This is a genomic window from Halorarius halobius, assembly GCF_024298865.1.
Lineage (GTDB): Archaea > Halobacteriota > Halobacteria > Halobacteriales > Haloarculaceae > Halorarius > Halorarius halobius.
Map to the genome: position 1 here is coordinate 3,419,094 of NZ_CP101161.1, position 17,772 is coordinate 3,436,865.

20 protein-coding genes are annotated in these 17,772 nt (G+C 70.8%); 14 read left to right on the plus strand and 6 right to left on the minus strand.

Translation table 11 applies throughout. From position 1 onward, the window contains the following. The first annotated feature begins 8 nt into the window (after window positions 1-8). From NL112_RS18035 to NL112_RS18070, 8 genes are read left to right on the plus strand one after another with little or no spacing between them, the layout of a single operon-like run. The gene (locus NL112_RS18035) at window positions 9-1,043 is read left to right on the plus strand and encodes a nicotinate-nucleotide--dimethylbenzimidazole phosphoribosyltransferase (protein ID WP_255150237.1); all 1,035 of its coding nucleotides are present in this window, start codon (window positions 9-11) and stop codon (window positions 1,041-1,043) included. After that, window positions 1,040-1,735, plus strand: a complete 696-nt coding sequence (locus tag NL112_RS18040) for a cob(I)yrinic acid a,c-diamide adenosyltransferase (RefSeq protein ID WP_255150238.1) — start codon at window positions 1,040-1,042, stop codon at window positions 1,733-1,735. Before NL112_RS18035 ends, NL112_RS18040 begins: the two co-directional genes overlap by 4 nt. Next, window positions 1,732-3,219 carry a cobyric acid synthase gene (locus tag NL112_RS18045; RefSeq protein ID WP_350356179.1) on the plus strand — a complete coding sequence of 496 codons (1,488 nt, stop codon included), beginning with the start codon at window positions 1,732-1,734 and terminating at the stop codon, window positions 3,217-3,219. Before NL112_RS18040 ends, NL112_RS18045 begins: the two co-directional genes overlap by 4 nt. Beyond that, entirely contained in the window at window positions 3,216-4,115 is a 900-nt protein-coding gene (gene cbiB, locus NL112_RS18050; RefSeq protein WP_255150240.1) for an adenosylcobinamide-phosphate synthase CbiB, read from the plus strand. The genes NL112_RS18045 and cbiB overlap by 4 nt, the downstream gene beginning before the upstream one ends. Continuing rightward, on the plus strand, window positions 4,112-4,852 hold the full coding sequence (gene cobS, locus NL112_RS18055; protein ID WP_350356138.1) for an adenosylcobinamide-GDP ribazoletransferase: 741 nt from the start codon (window positions 4,112-4,114) through the stop codon (window positions 4,850-4,852). The genes cbiB and cobS overlap by 4 nt, the downstream gene beginning before the upstream one ends. Beyond that, window positions 4,852-5,382 (plus strand): NTP transferase domain-containing protein, encoded by a 531-nt coding sequence (locus tag NL112_RS18060; RefSeq protein ID WP_255152620.1) that lies wholly within the window; start codon window positions 4,852-4,854, stop codon window positions 5,380-5,382. Before cobS ends, NL112_RS18060 begins: the two co-directional genes overlap by 1 nt. Then, the gene (gene cobD / locus NL112_RS18065) at window positions 5,372-6,385 is read left to right on the plus strand and encodes a threonine-phosphate decarboxylase CobD (protein WP_255150242.1); all 1,014 of its coding nucleotides are present in this window, start codon (window positions 5,372-5,374) and stop codon (window positions 6,383-6,385) included. Before NL112_RS18060 ends, cobD begins: the two co-directional genes overlap by 11 nt. Then, window positions 6,372-7,070 carry an adenosylcobinamide amidohydrolase gene (locus NL112_RS18070; protein WP_255150243.1) on the plus strand — a complete coding sequence of 233 codons (699 nt, stop codon included), beginning with the start codon at window positions 6,372-6,374 and terminating at the stop codon, window positions 7,068-7,070. The genes cobD and NL112_RS18070 overlap by 14 nt, the downstream gene beginning before the upstream one ends. On the opposite strand, the gene NL112_RS18075 is transcribed toward NL112_RS18070, so the two are convergent. Further along, entirely contained in the window at window positions 7,067-8,164 is a 1,098-nt protein-coding gene (locus tag NL112_RS18075) for a PGF-CTERM-anchored ABC transporter substrate-binding protein (RefSeq protein WP_255150244.1), read from the minus strand. The genes NL112_RS18070 and NL112_RS18075 overlap by 4 nt on opposite strands. A 59-nt stretch (window positions 8,165-8,223) precedes the next feature. Here NL112_RS18075 and btuC point away from each other — a divergent pair, with 59 nt between their 5' ends. The 4 genes from btuC to NL112_RS18095 all read left to right on the plus strand — a co-directional run bounded on the left by btuC (window position 8,224) and on the right by NL112_RS18095 (window position 11,173). Then, window positions 8,224-9,312: a vitamin B12 ABC transporter permease BtuC gene (gene btuC, locus NL112_RS18080; RefSeq protein ID WP_255150245.1), complete on the plus strand. Its 1,089-nt coding sequence runs from the start codon at window positions 8,224-8,226 to the stop codon at window positions 9,310-9,312. Continuing rightward, window positions 9,309-10,079, plus strand: a complete 771-nt coding sequence (locus tag NL112_RS18085) for an ABC transporter ATP-binding protein (RefSeq protein WP_255150246.1) — start codon at window positions 9,309-9,311, stop codon at window positions 10,077-10,079. Before btuC ends, NL112_RS18085 begins: the two co-directional genes overlap by 4 nt. A gap of 61 nt (window positions 10,080-10,140) precedes the next feature. After that, the gene (locus tag NL112_RS18090; RefSeq protein ID WP_255150247.1) at window positions 10,141-10,848 is read left to right on the plus strand and encodes a CAP domain-containing protein; all 708 of its coding nucleotides are present in this window, start codon (window positions 10,141-10,143) and stop codon (window positions 10,846-10,848) included. 73 nt (window positions 10,849-10,921) lie between these two features. After that, entirely contained in the window at window positions 10,922-11,173 is a 252-nt protein-coding gene (locus NL112_RS18095; protein ID WP_255150248.1) for a hypothetical protein, read from the plus strand. A 103-nt stretch (window positions 11,174-11,276) separates the two neighbouring features. On the opposite strand, the gene NL112_RS18100 is transcribed toward NL112_RS18095, so the two are convergent. Together NL112_RS18100 and NL112_RS18105 are read right to left on the minus strand one after the other, a co-directional pair. After that, the gene (locus NL112_RS18100; RefSeq protein ID WP_255150249.1) at window positions 11,277-11,435 is read right to left on the minus strand and encodes a DUF7563 family protein; all 159 of its coding nucleotides are present in this window, start codon (window positions 11,433-11,435) and stop codon (window positions 11,277-11,279) included. 85 nt (window positions 11,436-11,520) lie between these two features. After that, complete coding sequence (locus NL112_RS18105) at window positions 11,521-12,003, minus strand: cupin domain-containing protein (RefSeq protein WP_255150250.1); 483 nt, start codon at window positions 12,001-12,003, stop codon at window positions 11,521-11,523. 107 nt (window positions 12,004-12,110) lie between these two features. Here NL112_RS18105 and NL112_RS18110 point away from each other — a divergent pair, with 107 nt between their 5' ends. Next, window positions 12,111-12,779 (plus strand): helix-turn-helix domain-containing protein, encoded by a 669-nt coding sequence (locus NL112_RS18110; protein ID WP_255150251.1) that lies wholly within the window; start codon window positions 12,111-12,113, stop codon window positions 12,777-12,779. Here NL112_RS18110 and NL112_RS22855 read toward each other — a convergent pair. The 3 genes from NL112_RS22855 to NL112_RS18125 all read right to left on the minus strand — a co-directional run bounded on the left by NL112_RS22855 (window position 12,776) and on the right by NL112_RS18125 (window position 16,585). Next, window positions 12,776-13,834 carry a PGF-CTERM sorting domain-containing protein gene (locus tag NL112_RS22855; RefSeq protein ID WP_286672167.1) on the minus strand — a complete coding sequence of 353 codons (1,059 nt, stop codon included), beginning with the start codon at window positions 13,832-13,834 and terminating at the stop codon, window positions 12,776-12,778. The genes NL112_RS18110 and NL112_RS22855 overlap by 4 nt on opposite strands. A 77-nt stretch (window positions 13,835-13,911) precedes the next feature. Next, a complete protein-coding gene (locus NL112_RS18120) occupies window positions 13,912-15,090 on the minus strand; it encodes an MFS transporter (RefSeq protein ID WP_350356180.1) in 1,179 nt (392 codons plus the stop codon). Between the two features lie 172 nt (window positions 15,091-15,262). Next, window positions 15,263-16,585: a sulfatase-like hydrolase/transferase gene (locus tag NL112_RS18125; protein ID WP_255150253.1), complete on the minus strand. Its 1,323-nt coding sequence runs from the start codon at window positions 16,583-16,585 to the stop codon at window positions 15,263-15,265. Between the two features lie 146 nt (window positions 16,586-16,731). On the opposite strand from NL112_RS18125, the gene NL112_RS18130 reads away from it, so the two are divergent. After that, on the plus strand, window positions 16,732-17,739 hold the full coding sequence (locus tag NL112_RS18130) for a tyrosine-type recombinase/integrase (protein ID WP_255150254.1): 1,008 nt from the start codon (window positions 16,732-16,734) through the stop codon (window positions 17,737-17,739). Window positions 17,740-17,772 lie beyond the last annotated feature (33 nt).

The window sequence follows — 17,772 nt, forward strand, 5'->3', positions numbered from 1 at the left end:
AGGATTCGATGGCCGAACGACCACCCACGTCCCCGGCGCCGACGGCCGTGCTCGTCGGCGGGACGACGGAGACGGCGACGATACCGGGCATCAGCGCGGCGGGCGCCGACCCGGGAGTGATGGCCCACACGCCGAGTGCCGACCTCGAAATCGTCGCGTACGGACGACCCACACGGGCGCCGGTCGTCCCGGTCAGCCCAACCGGCTGTCCGACGCCGGCGGTCGTCAGCCGCGCGGTCGGTACGGTCTGTGACGTGGAGACGGTCGCCGTCGACGCCGGACTCGCCCGCCCGACGGGTGCACCCACCGTCGACGTCGACGCCGACCCCGGAGGCGACGTCCGCGATGCCGAGCCGGTGGCCGACGCCCGCGACACGTTCGAAACCGCCCGGGAGTTCGGCGCCTCGCTCCCGGCCGACGAACTGCTCGTCGGCGAGACGATTCCAGGCGGCACGACGACGGCGCTGGGGGTGCTGACCGTGCTCGGCGAGCGCCGGTCGGTCTCCTCGTCGCTCCCGGACAACCCGCTGGCCCGAAAACGAGAGGTCGTCGCGACCGGCCTGGACGCCAGCGGACTCGCACCCGGCGACTGCGCCGGCGACCCCGTCGCGGCGGTCCGGCTGATGGGCGACCCGGTGCTCGCGGCGGTCGCGGGGCTCGCCGAGGGGGCGACAGCGTCGGGAACGGCGGTGACGCTCGCCGGTGGGACCCAGTTGGCGGCCGCGGCGGCGCTTGCTCGCCACGCCGGCGTCGGCGCGTCCCTGGAGCTAGCGACCACGTCGTTCGTCGCGGGCGACCCCTCCGCGGAGATGCGGGCGCTCGCGGCCGACCTCGACCTCGCGCTCACGGTGACGGACCCCGGGTTCGACGGCCACGACCATCCAGCGACCGACGGCTTCGTCCGCGGCGAGGCGAAGGAGGGCGTCGGGATGGGCGGCCTGCTGGCGCTTGCGGACCGCGCCGGCGTCCCGATGGCCGACGTCCGGGACCGCACCGTCGCCGTCTACGACCGACTGCTCGCGACTGCCGACACACAGCCATGACCGACGACACCGACAGCGACGACGCACCGCCGGAGCCGACGCCGCCCGGACGCGGCGTGACGCCCGACGCCGAGTCCATCGAGGCGAGCGCCCCCGAGGCATTCGGCCTCGTACAGGCGTTCTGGGGCGACGGCAAGGGGAAGACGACCGCGGCGCTCGGGATGGCGTTCCGAGCGGCAGGCCACGGCTACCGCGTCCACGTCCTCCAGTTCATGAAGGGCGGCGCCGACAGCGTCGAGGCGACCCGCGGCGAGTACAACGCCATCGCCGCCGTCCCCGGCATCTCCTGCGAGAACACCGGCCACTACGGCTGGCACGCGATGAACGACGGGAGCGACGACGCCGACCACGCCACGGAAGCCCGCGCGGGGTTCGAGCGGGCGGAGGCGCTGGTCGCGGCCGCCGGGGACACGGACCTGACCGAGCCCCTGCCGCTCGATGGGCCGGCCGACGACGGGATACATATGCTCGTCTGCGACGAACTGCTGTACGCCGCCGACCGTGGCCTCGTCTCCCCGGCGGAGGTGGTCGAGTTCGTCGAGTCGAAACCCCCGAACCTCGAACTCGTGCTCACGGGAAGCCACACCGACCCGGCGTACCTCCACGACCACGCCGACCTCGTGACGAACGTGCGCAAGGAGAAACACCCCATCGACGCCGGCCAGCGCGCCCGCAAGGGCACCGAGTTCTGATGGCGACGCTGTTGGTCGCCGGTACCGCGAGCCACGTCGGGAAGTCGACCGTCGCGACGGGGCTGTGTCGCCTGCTCGCCGACCGGGGGGTCGCCGTCGCCCCGTTCAAGGCTCAGAACATGAGCAACAACGCGCGGGCGGTCCCCGCCCGGGACGGCGGCGACGGCGAAATCGGCGTCTCTCAGTGGGTACAGGCACGGGCCGCGCGGGTCGCCCCGACGACGGACTGCAACCCGGTCCTGCTGAAGCCACGCGGCGACAGCGAGAGCCAGTTGGTCGTCGACGGTGAGGCCGTCGGCCACGTCGGCGCCGGCGACTACTACGCCGACCACTGGGAGCGGGCCCGCGAGGCCGCCGCCGCGGCACACGCCCGCCTCGCCGCCGAGTACGACGTGATAATCGCGGAGGGCGCGGGGTCGATGGCCGAGCCAAACCTCCGCGAGCGCGACCTGGCGAACGTCGAGACCGCCCGGTTCGCGGACGCCGACATCGTGCTCGTCGCGGACATCGAGCGGGGCGGGGCGTTCGCCAGCGTCCTCGGCACGCTCGAACTCGCGCCCGACGACCTCGCGGAGCGCGTGGCGGGCGTCGTCGTCACGAAGTTCCGGGGCGACGCCGCTCTCCTCGACCCGGCCATCGAGGAGTTGGAAGCCCGGACCGGCGTGCCCGTCCTCGGCGTCGTTCCACACGACGACCCCGGCCTCCCCGAGGAGGACAGCGTCGCGCTCCCGCCCGTCGGCGAGCGGTCGGTCGTCGGCGACGACGCGCCGCCCGGCCGCACCGTCACGGTCGGCGTCCCTCGACTGCCGCGGGTCTCGAACGTCGCCGACCTCGACCCGCTCGCGGCCGAACCGGGCGTCAGGGTGGCGTACCTGCCGCTCGACGCGCCGCTCGACGGCGTCGACGCGATAGTGCTCCCGGGCACGAAAAACACCGTCGACGACCTGCTCGCGGTCCGCGAGGCCGGTCTCGACGACCGCCTCCGGGCGTTCGACGGCCCGGTCGTCGGCCTCTGTGGCGGCTACCAGATGCTCGGCGAGCGCCTCCGCGGCGCCAGCGAGGAGGGGACCGGCGACGCCGAGACGGTCGAGGGCGTCGGTCTGCTCCCCGTAGAGACGCACTTCTCGCCGCAGAAACGCGTCGAGCGGGTCACCCGGACGCTGGACGGTGTCGGTCCGCTCGCCGGCGCGAGCGGGACCGTCTCGGGCTACGAGATACACGCCGGCGACACGCGGCCGCTGGGGGAGGTGGCCCGGCCGGTCGGCCCGGAGAGTGCGGCCCGGGAGAGCGTCCTCGGCGCCTACCTCCACGGCCTCTTCGAGAACGCCACCGCACGCGATGCGTTCCTCGACGGCGTGTTCGCCACCGCGGGACGCGAGCGACCCACGGCGAACCCGGACCGAGCCGACCCGTACGACGCGGCCGCACGCCTCGTCGCCGAGCACGTCGACCTCGGCCCCCTCGGCCTGGAGGTGGACGCGTGAGCGCCCTCGCCGCCGGCGCGGTCCTGCTGGCGCTCGCACTCGACGCGCTGGTGGGCGAACCGCCGACGCGGCTCCACCCCGTCGCGTGGTTCGGGCGCGTCGTCGCCCCGCTGGACCGCGAGTGGTCGCGGCCGCGGCTGGTCGGCACGCTCGCGGTGCCGCTGGCACTCGCGGCGGGGGCCGCCGTTGGAGGGCTGGTCGGCGTCGCGCTCCGACACAGCTTCGCCGCGGCCGCCGTGGTCGCCGGCCTCGCGCTGTTCGCGACGACGAGTCTCCGAATGCTCCTCGCGGAGGCCCGGGGCGTCGTCGCGGCGAGCGAGGCGGACCCGGCGGCGGCCCGCGACCGACTCCCCGCGCTCGTGGGTCGCGACCCGAGCGCCCTCTCGCCCGCGGAGATACGGAGCGCCGCCGTCGAGAGCGCGGCCGAGAACCTCGCCGACGGGCTCGTCGCCCCCCTGCTCGCGTTCGCCGTCGGGTCGCTCGTCTCGCTCCCGGTGGCGGCGGGCGCGGCGGTCGCCGTCAAGGCCGTCAACACCTGCGACTCGATGCTCGGCTACCGGTCGAAGCCCGTCGGCTGGGCGAGTGCCCGCCTCGACGACGTCGTGATGGTCGTCCCGGCGCGGGTCACCGCGGTCCTGTTGGCCGTCGCCGCGCTGGCACCGGGGGCGCTTCGACGGGCGAGCGACTGGGCGACTGCACCGCCGTCGCCGAACTCGGGGTGGCCGATGGCGACGCTGGCGGCGACCATCGACCGCCGGCTCTCGAAGCCGGGCGCGTACACGCTCAACGCCGAGGCACCGTTCCCGGACGTCGAGGCGGCCGAGCGTGGCGTGGCCGTCGTCGCGCGGGCGGGCCTGCTGGCGTACCTGCTCGCGGGGGTGGTCGCGTGGTCGTGAGCGCCGTCCGCGGTGCCCTGGGCTTTCTCACCCGCCTGCCGGTCGGCCACGACGGCGACGCCTGGACGGCGTTCCGGGCGACTCCGGCGGCGTTCCCGCTCGCGGGCTATCTCGTCGGCGCGGCCGTCGCAGTCCCGCTCGTCGCCGCACCCGTCGTTCCGGCCGCGACGGTCGCGGTGGCCGTCGTCGCATGGCTCTACCTCCTTACGGGTATCACGCACCTCGACGGCGTCGCGGACCTCGGGGACGCGGCGGTCGTCCACGGCGACGCCGGCGAGCGAGTGGACGTCCTCAAGGACTCGGCGCTCGGCGTCGGCGGCGCCGCCGCGATGGGGGTCGTCCTCCTCGGTCTCGGCCTCGGGATGCTCGCGGTCTCGGGGCTCCCCCTCCGGGTTGCCGTCGCGGTCGTCGTCGCCGGCGAGGTGGCCGCCAAACTGGCGATGGCCGGCGTCGCCTGTCTCGGCACCGCCCGCCACGAGGGGCTCGGGTCGGCGTTCACGGAGCGGTCGCGGGGCCGCGACCTCCTGCCGGCGGTCGCCGTCGCCGTGCCCGCGACACTCCTCTCGTGGCCGTCGGCGGCCGCGGCGCTCGTGGCGGGCACCGCGGCGGGCGCTCTCGTCGCTCGATGGGCGAGTCGGCTCGTCGGCGGCGTCAACGGCGACGCATTCGGCGCGGCCAACGAACTCGCGCGGGTCGTCGGCCTCCACGCGGGGGTGATAGCGTGGACGCTCTCCTGATGTGTGGCGGCCGCGGGAGTCGGCTCGACGCGGCCGTCGAGAAACCGCTGTTCGAGGTGGGGGGCGTCCCGATGGTCGATGCCGTCCGGCGGGCCCTCGCCGAGAGCCGGGTCGAGACGGTCCACGCCGTCGTCTCGCCACAGGCGCCCGACACCCACGACCACCTGTGCGGCGAACTCCCCTGCATCGCGACGCCCGGCGACGGCTACGTCGCGGACCTCGGCGTCGCCCTGGAGCAGGTCGACGAGCCGGTCGTGACCGTCGCCGCGGACCTGCCGCTACTCGCGAGCGAGACCGTCGACCGCGTGCTCGATGCCGCCGACGGCGCGACCTCGGTGGTCGTCCCGCGGGCGCTGAAGGAACAACTGGGCGTCGCCCCCGACTACGACCGCGCGTGGGTGCCCGCCGGCCTCAACGTCGTCGCGCCCGGCGAGGACTCGCTGGTGCGGTCGTGGGACGCGCGCCTCGCGGTCAACGTGAACCGGAAGCGGGATGCCGCCGTGGCCGAACGCCTGTTCCATGAATCCTGACGCCGTCCGCGACGCGGCGCGGGTGCCCCACGGCGGCGAGACGGACCCCGACCTGCTCGACTTCAGCGCGAACACGAACCCGCGAACGCCCGACGGCACCCGCGAGGTGTACGCGGCCGCGCTCGAGGAGGCCAGACGCTACCCCGACGACGGCTACCCCGCGTTCCGCGCGGCCGCGGCCGACGCCGTCGACTGCGCCGCCGAACAGGTGGTGCCGACGCCCGGCGGGCTGGCGGCCATCCGCCTCGCAATCGCTACCCGGGTCGAGCCCGGGGACAGCGTCCTCCTGCCTGCACCGAGTTTCGGCGAGTACGCACGCGAGGTCGAACTCCAGGGTGGCGACCCGACGTTTCTCGCTCACGACGCCGTCCTCGATGCCGACCCGAACGGGCACGCGATGGCGGTCGTCTGCACCCCAAACAACCCTACAGGGGAGGCGGCCGACCCCACCCGTCTGCGTGCCTTTGCCGAGCGGTGCCGGGACGCCGGGACGGAACTGCTGGTCGACGAGGCGTTCCTCGGCTACACCGACCTGCCGTCGCTGGCCGGCGAGTCCGGCGTCGTCGTCGCGCGCTCGATGACGAAACTGTACGGCCTGCCCGGCGTCCGTGCGGGCTACGCCGTTGCGACGGGCGCCCGACTCGACGACCTGCGGACGGCGCGGCGGGCCTGGAATCTCTCGACGGCCGCCGCGCGGGTCGGCGCCCACTGTCTGCGTGACCGCGGATTCGTCCGCGAGACGCGCGAGCGCGTCGCCACCGAGCGGGAGCGACTCCGCGAGGCGCTCGACCCGGCGTTCGCGGTCCGCCCCTCCGATGCGCCGTTCCTTCTGCTCGACGTTGGCGAACGGTCGGTCGACGTGGTGGTCGACCGCGCCCGCGAGCGGGGCGTCGCGGTCCGGGACGCGACGACGTTCCGCGGGCTCGACGCCCACGTCCGCGTCGCTGTCAAGGACCGCGAGGCGAACGACCGACTGCTGGAGGCACTCGATGTTCGAGACTGAACGCCGTGGCGGCGTGCTCCGGTACCGGCGGCCGGCGACGACGTGGCTCTCGACCGGCTGGCGGGGCGGCAAGCGACGCGCGGACGAGGCGTACAGCCTCACCGTGCCGAAGGACTGGCGACCCGACGACATCGACGCGGCGGTCGACGGGCGACTGGCGAGCGTCGGCCTCGAACGCGACCCCGACGCCCCCGTACTGCTGACGGGTGTGGCCGCCGAGAACGCCCGCGGGGCACGCCGGGGGCCGGTCGAGGCGTACGCGACGGTCGGGCTCTCGAACCCGGCGGCGCTCCCGATGGAGCCCGCGGGCGGCGACCTACCCGAGGGCGAACTGCTCGGCGGCACCGTCAACCTCGTCGTCGGAACGACGGCGGCGCTCGCCGACGGCGCGCTCGCCAACCTCGTCGCCGTCGCGGCGGAGGCGAAGGCCGCGACGCTCGGGTCGGCCGTCGGCTACCCCGGCACGACCAGCGACGCAGTGGTCGTGGCCTGCGACCCCGCGGGCGAGCCACGGGAGTTCTCGGGGAGCGCGACCCGCGTCGGGGCCGCGGCGCGCGCCTGCGTTCGCGACGCGGTGCTGGCGGCACTCGACGCGCGCTACGAGGAGGACGAGCCGCCCGCGTCCGTCGCGGACGCCGAGTACGGCGTTGCGACCGAGGCTCGGGCGGACGTGTTCGAGCCCTAGAGCCGGCCGAACAGCGAGAGTCCGACGAGCGCGAGAAGCGCCGCGGCGAGCCCGAAGCCGGGCTGGCTCGTCGGCGTGGTCGCGTCCGTCGGCTCGGCCGTCGCGGTGTCAGTCGCCGTCGACTCCGTCGGCGAGGAGGTGGGCGTTCCCACCTGCACCTCGCTTTTGGCGACGAACGCCGCTTCCGCGTCGGGGTGGAAGCCTGCGGTGAGGTTCCGCACCGAGTAGACGACCGACAGCGGGGCGGGCTGGTTGAGGTAGTTGACGTCCACGTCGACGGTCCGGTTGTTCTCGCCCGCCGGGGTCGACGCGTACGGCTCCTCGCCGAGCAGATACCGGTTCGAGTCGGTCGTTACGATGACCTCCGGCGATATTCGGAGGATGACCTCGTCGCTGAGTTGCGGGTAGGCACGGGAGACGTTCGCCTCGGCGACGGCGTTGGTGCCACCGCTGGCCTCTATCATCGCGGAGATGAACGTGTCCGTGTTGGCGACGTAGCCGCTCCCGAGCGGGTACAGCACGCTCGGCGCCTCGCTGTCGGCGGTCGCCTCACGGGCCGCCTCCACGTTGGCTTCCATCCAGGCGTTCGTGCGGGCGGCGGCCTCGCAGTTGCCCGTCAGCCGGCCGATGGTCGTCGTCTTCCCCGCGACGTCCTCGATGGACGACGCCATCGGGAACTGATACACCGTCAGCCCCGACTCGCGGAGCTTGCGAACCGTGGACTGCTGGGTCGTGTTCGGTGCGAGCACGAGGTCGGGCTCCGTTCCGACCACCTTCTCGACGCTGACGCCGAAGCCGCCGGCCGCCGAGACGTTCGTCTTCGAGTCGGCGCCGCCGAGGTAGGCGGCGAACTGCGTGCGCCCGACGACCTGTGATTCGGCGTCGAGCGCCCACATCGTCTGCGCCGCCGAGGGGTTCAGCGTCGTCACCCGCTCGGGTCGCTCCGAAATCGTAACCTCGGTCCCCGTCGCGTCGGTCACGGTCAGCGGGAACGAGCAGTCGTCCTGTGTGGCAGACGCGCCGGCGACGCCGGCGGGCGCGACCGCCGCGAACACAAGTAGCGTTGCAACGAGTCCAACGAATCTGAATCGCATCGTGTTTCTCTGCCGGCCAATCCAATAAGTATTTGTCTAACCCAACTCGCCTTTAGTTCATGGACGCGACGCGGCGCGCGCTCTCGTGGTCGGCCGGGTTAGCCGCGCTGTTGGTCGCAGTCGTCGTCGTCAGCGCCGGCATCGGACCGGTCGCCATCGACGCGGTCGTCATCGTGAAGGTGCTTTTGAACGCCGTCCGCCTGCCGACCGACCTGCAGGTGTACGCCGCCGGCCCGCTCCAGGTGCCGGGCGTCGCCGTCGAGTGGACGCCGCTGTTCTCGTTCCCGGTGGCGGACGTCAACCGGACTATCGTGATGACCGTCCGGTTGCCCCGCATCGCACTCGGCGCGGTCGTCGGATTCGCGCTCGCGGCGGCCGGCACCGTCATGCAGGGGTTCTTCCGCAACCCGATGGCGGACCCCTCCATCGTCGGTGTCTCCTCGGGCGCCGCGGTCGGTGCCGTCTTCGCACTGGTCGCGCCCGTCGCGGTGCCGTTCGGTCTCGGCCTCCGGGGCGCGGCGTTCGTCGGGGCGGTCGTGACGGCGTTTGCCGTCTACCTCATCGCCAGTGAGGGGGGCCGCACGCCCGTCGCCACCCTGCTTCTGGCGGGCGTGGCCGTCCAGACGTTGCTGGGGGCCGCCGTCTCGTTCATGCTGTTGCACAGCGGCAACTCGATGCGGCGCGTCGTCTACTGGCTGATGGGCCACCTCGACGGTGCGACGTGGGGGGAAGTCGCCGCGACGGGCCTGCTCGTCCCCCTGTTCGTCGCTGTCCTCTACCTGTTCGCGGAGGACCTGAACGTCCTCCTGGTGGGCGAAGAGGACGCCCGCTCGCTCGGCATCGAGGTCGAACGCACGAAACGGATTCTGCTGGCGGTGTCGAGCGTCGTCACCGCCGCCGCCGTCGCCGTCTCGGGCGTCATCGGCTTCGTCGGCCTCATCGTCCCCCACACCCTCCGGCTGGTCGTCGGGCCGGACCACCGGGTGCTGTTGCCGGCGAGCGCCTTCGCCGGCGCGTCGTTCCTCGTCGCCGCCGACACGCTCGCCCGGTCGGGGGCGGCCGAACTGCCCGTCGGCATCGTCACCGCCGCCGTCGGTGCGCCGTTCTTCCTCTACCTGCTCCGCAAGCGGGAGGTGCACCAGCTGTGATAGCCGTCGAGGAGCTCTCGGTGCGGGCCGGCGGCGTCGAGATACTGACCGACATGTCGCTCGACGTCCGCGAAGGCGAGTTCCTCGCGCTGGTCGGCCCCAACGGCGCGGGCAAGACGACGCTTCTGAAGGCGATGGGCGGGCTGGCGACGCCGGCGACGGGCCGGGTCGTCGTCGACGGTCGCGACCTCGCGTCGCTGTCGGCCCGGGAGACGGGACGGCTGGTCGCCCGCGTCCCACAGGAGACGTCGTTCGGTTTCGACTTCTCGGTCCGTGAGGTCGTCGCGATGGGCCGGACCCCCTACCGGTCGCGGCTCCGCCGCAACCCCGACCCCGACGGCGACGAGCGAGTCCGGCAGGCGCTCGAGCGCACGGAGACCGCCGGTCTGCAAGACCGGGCCGTCGAGGGGCTGTCGGGCGGCGAGAAACAGCGCGTCCTGCTCGCGCGAGCGCTGGCACAGGACGCCCCGACGCTCCTGCTGGACGAACCGACGGCGAACCTCGACATCAACCACCAGGTCAGGACGCTCGAACTCGTCGCTGGCCTCGAGGAGACGGTCGTGGCGGCCATCCACGACCTCGATTTGGCGGCGCGGTTCTGCGACCGGGTCGCCCTGCTCGCGGACGGGGGGCTCCGGGCCGTCGGGACGCCCGAGTCGGTGTTGACTGCCGACCGACTCGAACCCGTCTTCGGGACGCGCGTGACCGTCGGGGAGAACCCCGCCACCGGCACCGCGTCGGTGACGGCGCTCCCCGACGACGGGTGACGCCGCGCGACGGGAGCCACGCCCCCGACAGAACTTTAATCGCCGGTGTTAACCGGATAATATGGTAAATAAGGTGTCGCTACTCGTCGTCATCGCCCTCGCGGCCGCGTGGGCGCTCGGCGTCGGGGCGTTCGTCGGCACCTACATCGAGGGGCCGTCGTTGGCGAAGACGCCGACGCCGACACCGACCGGGTCCCCCACGTCGACGCCGGCCGCCGAGCCGGCGGCGACGGCCACCACCTCGGCCACCCCTGTGGAGACGCCCCGGCCGACCGTCGCGCCGTCGGCGTTCGACGAGCGGGCGATTGAGCGCGAACTGCTGGCGGCCGTGAACGCGAAGCGGGACGAGCGGGACCTCGCACCGCTCGCCCGGTTCGCTACCGGCGACGAGATGGCGCGGTTCCACAGCGCCAACATGGCCGACCAGGGGTACCCCACTCACGCCGCCGGCGGCTACACGACGGTCGACCGGTACGAGCGCTACGACCTGTACGACCGCTGTCGGGTTCTGGACGACTCCAACACGGGCGTCCGCGACGGCCAGCAGATGGAGGTCGTCGCCAAGTCGGTCGCGGGCCGCCGGTTCCAGATCAACGACGAGGACCGACTCCACCGCAACGAGTCGGCGCTGGCTTCGGCCGTGGTCGACGGCTGGATGAACCAGACCGACAGCCGTCGCACGCTCCTGCTCGTGAACGCCGAGCGCGCCGGCGTGGGCGTCGTCGTCGCCGACGACGGCGGGACGTACGTGACGGTCGACCTCTGTTGACTGCTAGGTGTGTGGTAACACACCCCATACAACTAAATAGTTCGAACGACAATTAGGGGCAGGTGTTACCGGCATGAGCTCCGACAGGCTTCGCCCCGCCGACCGCCGCATCCTCGAGCAACTGCGCGACCATCCGCCCGACTACATGGCGCTGGTGGCGAACCGACTGGGGATGCCGACGGGCTACGTCGAGCGCCGCTGGGAGGTGCTGGTCGACGTCGGCTACATCGAACCGGTAACGGGCGAGGCGATTTACCGGCTGACCGAGCAGGGGGAGCGGTATCTGGAGACGGACCCGTCGGCGACCATCACCGCCGACGACTGAGCCGTCAAAACAGCATGGGCACCGCAGACAGGTTCTTCCTTCTGGGTCTGGCCGTCATCTTCGCCAGCATCCTGCTCGGCGTGGTGCTCGCGGTAGCCGGGTTCTAGTTCTGCCGAGTGGACCGTGCCTCGCGGACCTCGGCCCCGTCCCGGAGTTTGTCCTCGCAGTTGGGACAGACGCGGACCCCGTCGTACCCGTCGGGCGCGAACACTCGCACGTAGTCTTCCGTCACGAACGCGTCGCAGTTGTTGCACCGCGCCATGTCGCCACAGTCCCCCTCCCCCGTATTGTACCTTTCCCCTTCATGTTCGAAAAATTAAAATTCAGCTACCGCCGGTAAGCCGGTCTTACGTCTCGAAGGAGCTACCACACTCGGTACATGTCATCCGGAACCCGCCGTCGTCGGTGAGCGCCATTCCGTGGGGGCGTTCCTCGCCACACTCCCGGCAGTGGACGACCGACTCTATCTCCTCCCAGTCGTGACGTGACTTCGGCGCCCCGAGTGCCCACCCGACCAGTTCGCCGTCGCCCGTGTTGTCGCCACGCTGGAACTCGCCGGGGTCGAACCGTATCAGGTCGCCCGCGTCGACGGTCACCTCCTCGCGGTCGCGACCGACCTGGAAGGTGGCGCTCCCCTCCTCGACGTAGAACACCTCCTCCTGGTCGTGGTGTGTATGCAGGCCACCGGAGAACGACTCCCCCGGTTCGAGGCGGAAGAAGTTCATCGCGAACGACTCGGTGCCCAGCGCCGCGGAGACGGGCCGCCGCTCGCTGTGGACGCCCAGCGGGCTGTTCTCGACGGGTACTTCGTCGATTGACACTTTCTCCATGGATTGGGGTCGGGACCCCCGCGGATAAATCCCCCGCGAACTGTCGGCAGTTGGAAAATACAACGCCCACCACAATTAACATCGACCCCGAACGTGAACGGTCGATAATGCGGTATTTCGACCTCCGTCTCACGCCCGAGAGCGGCGGACTGCATCCGGCGGACAGGGACCTCGCCGCCGTACCGGAGGTCGCCCGGGAGTCGCTACTCCACGTCGACGCCTTCGGGGACGGGACGGGCGTGTTGCTCTATCGATTGGAGGGGGACCGGCCGTCGGCCCGCGAGTTCGCCGACCACAGCGACGACGTCCTCGGCTTCGACCTCATCGACGTCGACGAGGAGAAGTTCCACCTGTATCTCCACGTGACGCGTGGCGAACCCGCCGGCTCGTTGATGGCGCTGTGTCACGACTTCGCGCTCATCATCGACACGCCCATCCGCATCACCGACCACGGCGACGTGCTCGTCACCGTCGTCGGCCGCCACGACATGCTCCGGGAGGCGCTCCGGAACGCGCCCGACCCCATCGACATCAACATCGAACAGGTCGGGCGCTACCGCCCCGACGAGGAGAACTTCATGTCGCTTCTCACCGACCGCCAGCGCGAGGTGTTCGAACGTGCGGTCGAACTCGGCTACTACGATATTCCCCGCGGCGTCAACCAGCAGGAGTTGGCCGACGACCTGGGGTGTGCGCCCTCGACCGTCGACGAGCACCTCAGAAAGGCCGAATCGAAGATGCTGTCGGCGCTACTGCACGCCCCGGCGGACGGTTAACGGCGACGTGCCAGCAGGCCGACGACGAGGACACCGACGAGCGCCGCCAGCGCGCCGAATCCGGGGCCCTCGGCCAGCGTCGGCGTCGTCGGCGTCGACGTATCGACGGTCCGTTGGGGGTTCCCGGCGGACGTGGCCGTCGCCTCGGTGCCGTCGGAGCCGCCCGAGCCGGCGGCCGTCCCCGTCGGGGTCGCAGTCGCCGGGTCGTCTCGGTTCGTGTTGGACTGTGAAGTCGGGGTGTTCGACGACTGGCCCGGGGTCGCCGTCGGCGAGGGTGTCGCCGTCGAGTCGGGCGCCGGGGTCGTGGTCGCCTCCGGTGTCGGGGTCGCAGTGTCGCCCGGCGTCGCCGTCGGGGTCGGGGTTGCGGTGCTACCGCCACCCGAGTGCGGCGGCGGGCCGAGCGTCTGTTTCGCCGCCTCCCTGTCCTCGCAGTCACAGATGTAGTAGTACTTCGAGTACAGCGTTACCTCCTGAAACTCGCCGTCGTAGTTGGTGCCGTTGACGTAGCCGGTGAACTGGTACCAGCCTTTCTCGCTGGGGGCGGTCACGCAGTTGGCCAGTTTCGCCACCGTCTCGTCCGAGCGGTTGAGGTACGTCGGCGAGCCGCCGAGGTCACCCTCGTCGTATATCTCGACGGTGATGATGCGACCCTCGACGCTGTAGCTCCGCATGTGGCTCAACAGCGCGGTGTCGGTCTTGGTGCCGCCCGCGTCGTTCTTCCGGTCGATGCCGAACGCCTTCGCGTCGTTCGGCGTACAGCTTTCGAACTGGGTCTCCTGGGTGGTAATCTTGTAGTAGTCGATGGTCTCCAGCCCCTCGCTGTCGCCCCACGGCCCCTCCCCTTTCGAGAGCATGATGTACGGCGTGCCGGCGCCCGGCGAGTGGTCCTCGGGCGCGACGGTGAAGTTCGCCCCGTCGCTGGGCGGTCGTTTCTCTGTCGTCGGTTCCGGCGGGTCGCCCTGTATCAACGCGGTTCCCGCGACGGCGCCCGTCCCCGCGAGGACGAGCAGGAGGGCGGCCGCGAGAACAGGTATTGTTGGTTGGTCGAACGACATCTTAGCTGGTCACGTCGCTACACGAGTTTACTGTTTTTTGCCCCGTAGGCCTGTCCCCGGGAACTGACGGGCATATTTCAATGCCGCCGGCCGGCCGCGATGATGCCGGCGCTTGCGACGAGACAGCCGACCAGGCCGGCGAACGCGGTCGGATAGCCCAGCGCCGTGGAGACGACGCCCATGTAGACGGGGCCGAGCGCACCGACGCCGAGGAACAGCGCCCGGGCCGCGCCGAGGTCCCCGCCGACGTTCGCGTCGGGCGCGGCGTCGAGCACGATGGCGTCGACGACGGGGAACTGCGTCTTGTAGCCGGCCGCGAAAAGCGCAATGGCGGCGGTCACGGCCACCAGCGACTCGGTGATCGACACCGCGACCAGTGCGACGGCCGCCAGGGCCAGCCCCCCGACCGCGACGATGCGGCGCGGCACCCGGTCGGAGAGCGTCCCCGCGGCGGGTTTCGCGGTGACACCGACCACGAACACGACCGCGAACAGCAGTTCCGGCACCGGCGAGACGAACCCTTTCGCCTCCTGCAGATACGTTGGGAGGAAGTTGATCCACGCGCCGACCATGAAGTAGAACAGCGCGTACGCGACGAGCGTCTCGCGCTGTTCACGCGTCGTCGCCAGCCGCCGCACCGTCGAGAGCAACGCCACGTCCGCCCGTCCCAACGCCAGCGTGTCCCTGTTCCAGACCACGTACAGCAGGCCGACGAGCGCAAGCGTCACGGCCACCGGCAGGAACGGTGCGCGCCAGCCCGCCGCATCGAGCGCCGCCGCCACCGGACCGACCGGGACGAGCGCCGCGCCACCACCGACCACGAGAAAGGCGATTGCCGCCGCGGCGATGCCACCCACGTCGGTGCCGGCGGTGTACAGTCCGAACGCGCGACCGCGCCGCTCCACGAACAAATCCGAGAGGAGGGCCCGCGACGGGATGGCGAACAGCCCCTTGCCCACCCCGAGAAGGACCGCCGCCGCGAGAAACCCGACGTAGCCGGTGGTCGCCCAGAGCGCCGCGAACGCCGCGACGAGCGTCACGAACCCCGGGACCAGAAGCGCCGCCCGCGTCAGCGCGTCCGAGAACCGCCCGCTCGGGTACTGGGTGAGCGCGTACACGCCCTGGAACGCTCCGAGCGCCAGCCCGGCCGTCGCCTTCGTGATGTCGAGCGCCCCGATGATGTCGGGCAACAGCGGCGACAGCAGGAACCGCCCGGTCTGGAGCACCGCCCACGCGACGGAGAGACTCGCCAGCATCCGCACGCCGTAGCCGAACCGCCCCCCGTCGTCGCTCACGACCGGAGACAGCGGGGGCGCCCACTTGACCTCCGCGTTTCGAATCCGTCTCCCGCCGGGCGGCGCGGCTCCGAAAACCCACTCCGCCCCCGCCGTTCCGCAACTCCGTCATCGAACACGATGGTTGGCGGGCTCAGGCGTATCCGAGGTCCTCCAACTGCTCCAGCGCCTCCTCGGAGAGCTCCTGCCGGCTCGGCTCGACGTCCCGCCGGTCCAGCGAGTCCCGGAGCGTCTCGAACCGGTCGCGAGGGTCGGCGTCCGCCGTCCCGTGCTCCGTCCAGCCGTCTTCGGTCTCGTACCCGTAGTACGACGGCGGGAGCGCGACGCCGGCCAGTTCCGCGTCGTACCGCTTCCGTACCGTCTCGACGTCGTCCCCGGCCTCGAACTCGTCGAGGAGCCAGCGGGTCAGCCCGTGATACTCGGTGAGACACTCACGCCCCGGGTCCGACAGCAGGTTCCGGCCCCGAGAGTCGCCGTCCACGTCGGCGAGGTCCAGCACCGTCCGATGGACGTCGAGCAGGCTCACCGTCGCGTCGGTCGACCCCTCGAGGTCGTCGCCCCACACGACCAGCGGAACGTGGGTCAGTTCCGGATACAGCCCGTACTGGTGGTCCCAGTGGCCGTGTTCGCCCAGCAGTTCCCCGTGGTCCGAGAGGGTGATGACGTAGTCGAACTCCGCGCGTAGCTCCGCGAATATCTCCCGGTAGACGTCGGAGAGATACCGAACCGAATCCTCGTACGCCTGCCGAACAGCGTCGCGGTCGACGTCGACTTCGCCGAGCAGGGCGTCCGCCGCGGACGGCTTCTCGTGGTCGACCGTCCGGTACTCCTCGGGCGGCTCGTACGGGCCGTGCGCCTCCATCAGGTTGAGAAACAGGAACTCGTCGTCGCCGTACTCCGTCTCGCGAATACGCTCAAGCGAGGCCTGTGCCCCGTCGTCGGGGACGTCGGCTCCGAGCCGGTCCGGGCGGAACTTCAGGTCGAATCCCTGTTTGAGCGACGCGAGCGTGTCCACGTCCTCCGTCACACAACGTCGCAGAGCCGTCAGATACCGCGTCGGCCCCTCGCCTTTGGTGTCGTTGACGAATCCCGACCAGTCGAACACCTCCCGGTCGGTGTTGAACTGCCGTATCTTCCAGCTTCCGGTGAACTCCTCGAACCCGCGGTGGAACTCGAACCGCTTTGAGACGTTGGGGTTCGCGCTGAACGCCCGGGTCGTGTAGCCGGCCGCCGAGAGCTGTTCGGCCAGCGTGGGCTCCTCGCAGTCGAGTTCGTTCGCCTTCGAGTGGACGCCCACCTCGCTGGCGTAGCGACCGGTGAAAAGGGCGGCGTGTACGGGCGCCGTCCAGTTGCTCGTCGCCCACGCGCGCTCGAACCTCCGGCCCGGGAGCCACTCGAACTGGTCGTCGAAGGCGTCCTTCCGGAGCGTATCGAGGACGACGAGTGCGATGTTCATTCTCCCGTACCTGAGTCGTGGACGACGGCGTGAAAGCCGGTGGAGGGATTTGAACCCTCGGCGCGCTGACAGGTTCGCTGAACCTGCCAACGCTTCCGCCGGCCAGTACGCGGACGCGCCACCTGCTTGGCCGTACACAGAAGGCCATGCAACTTAAGCCTACATCACCGACGGCGGCCAAGAAGCGCTACCTGAAAAAGAAGCAGTCCCACGTCTCGGACAAGACCTACTACAACTACGACACCGCCCTCAAGCGGTTCCTCGAATACCTGACCGAGCGAGGGATAGACGACATGCGAGAGGTGGACAGCGACGAGATAGTCCGGTTCGAGGAATGGCGACTGGCCGACGTGAAGCCCATTACGTGCCGGAACGACATGCGGACAGTCAAGAACTTCATCCAGTTCTGCGAGACGATACAGGCCGTTCCGGTCGGCCTCCACGAACTCGTAGAACCCACCAAGGTGTCCGAGGATGACGAGATATGCGACGACGTTCTCCTCCGGGACGAAGCCACGGCGATACTCGACCACCTCGGGAAGTACGACTACGCCAGCATGCGCCACGTTGTCCTGCTAATCCTCTGGAAAGGCGGGATGCGGATTGGTGGGCTTCGGGCCTTGGACGTGGAAGACTTCGATGGAGGCCGGGCGGCCCTCGAAATCCGACACCGGCCCGACACCGGCACGCCCCTGAAGCGGAAGGCCAACAGCGAGCGAGACGTAATCATCACCCCCGAGACGGCCGGCGTGATTCGGGACTACCTGAACACGACTCGGCCCGATTCGGTAGACGACTACGGCCGGAACCCGCTCATCGCAACGGAGTACGGGCGGGCCAGCCGAACGACCATCACGAAACACGTCTACCTCGCTACCCAACCGTGCTTCTACAACGGCGGGAACTGCCCGTTCGACCGTGACCCCACCGACTGCGAAGCGAACCGTTGGGGCCACGCCTCAAAGTGTCCCGGCTCGGTCAGCCCCCACGCCCTCCGGCGGGGATACGTTACGGCGGCCCGGAACGCCGGCCAGCCGAAAGACGTGACCGGTGAACGGGTGAACATGAGCGGGAAGATTCTCGATAAGCACTATGACAAGGGGTCGCATGACGAAAAAGCCGAGCGCCGGAGAGACCACATAATAGACATATAACATTACTGAGAGTTCTTCCCCATGGGGGTAGGT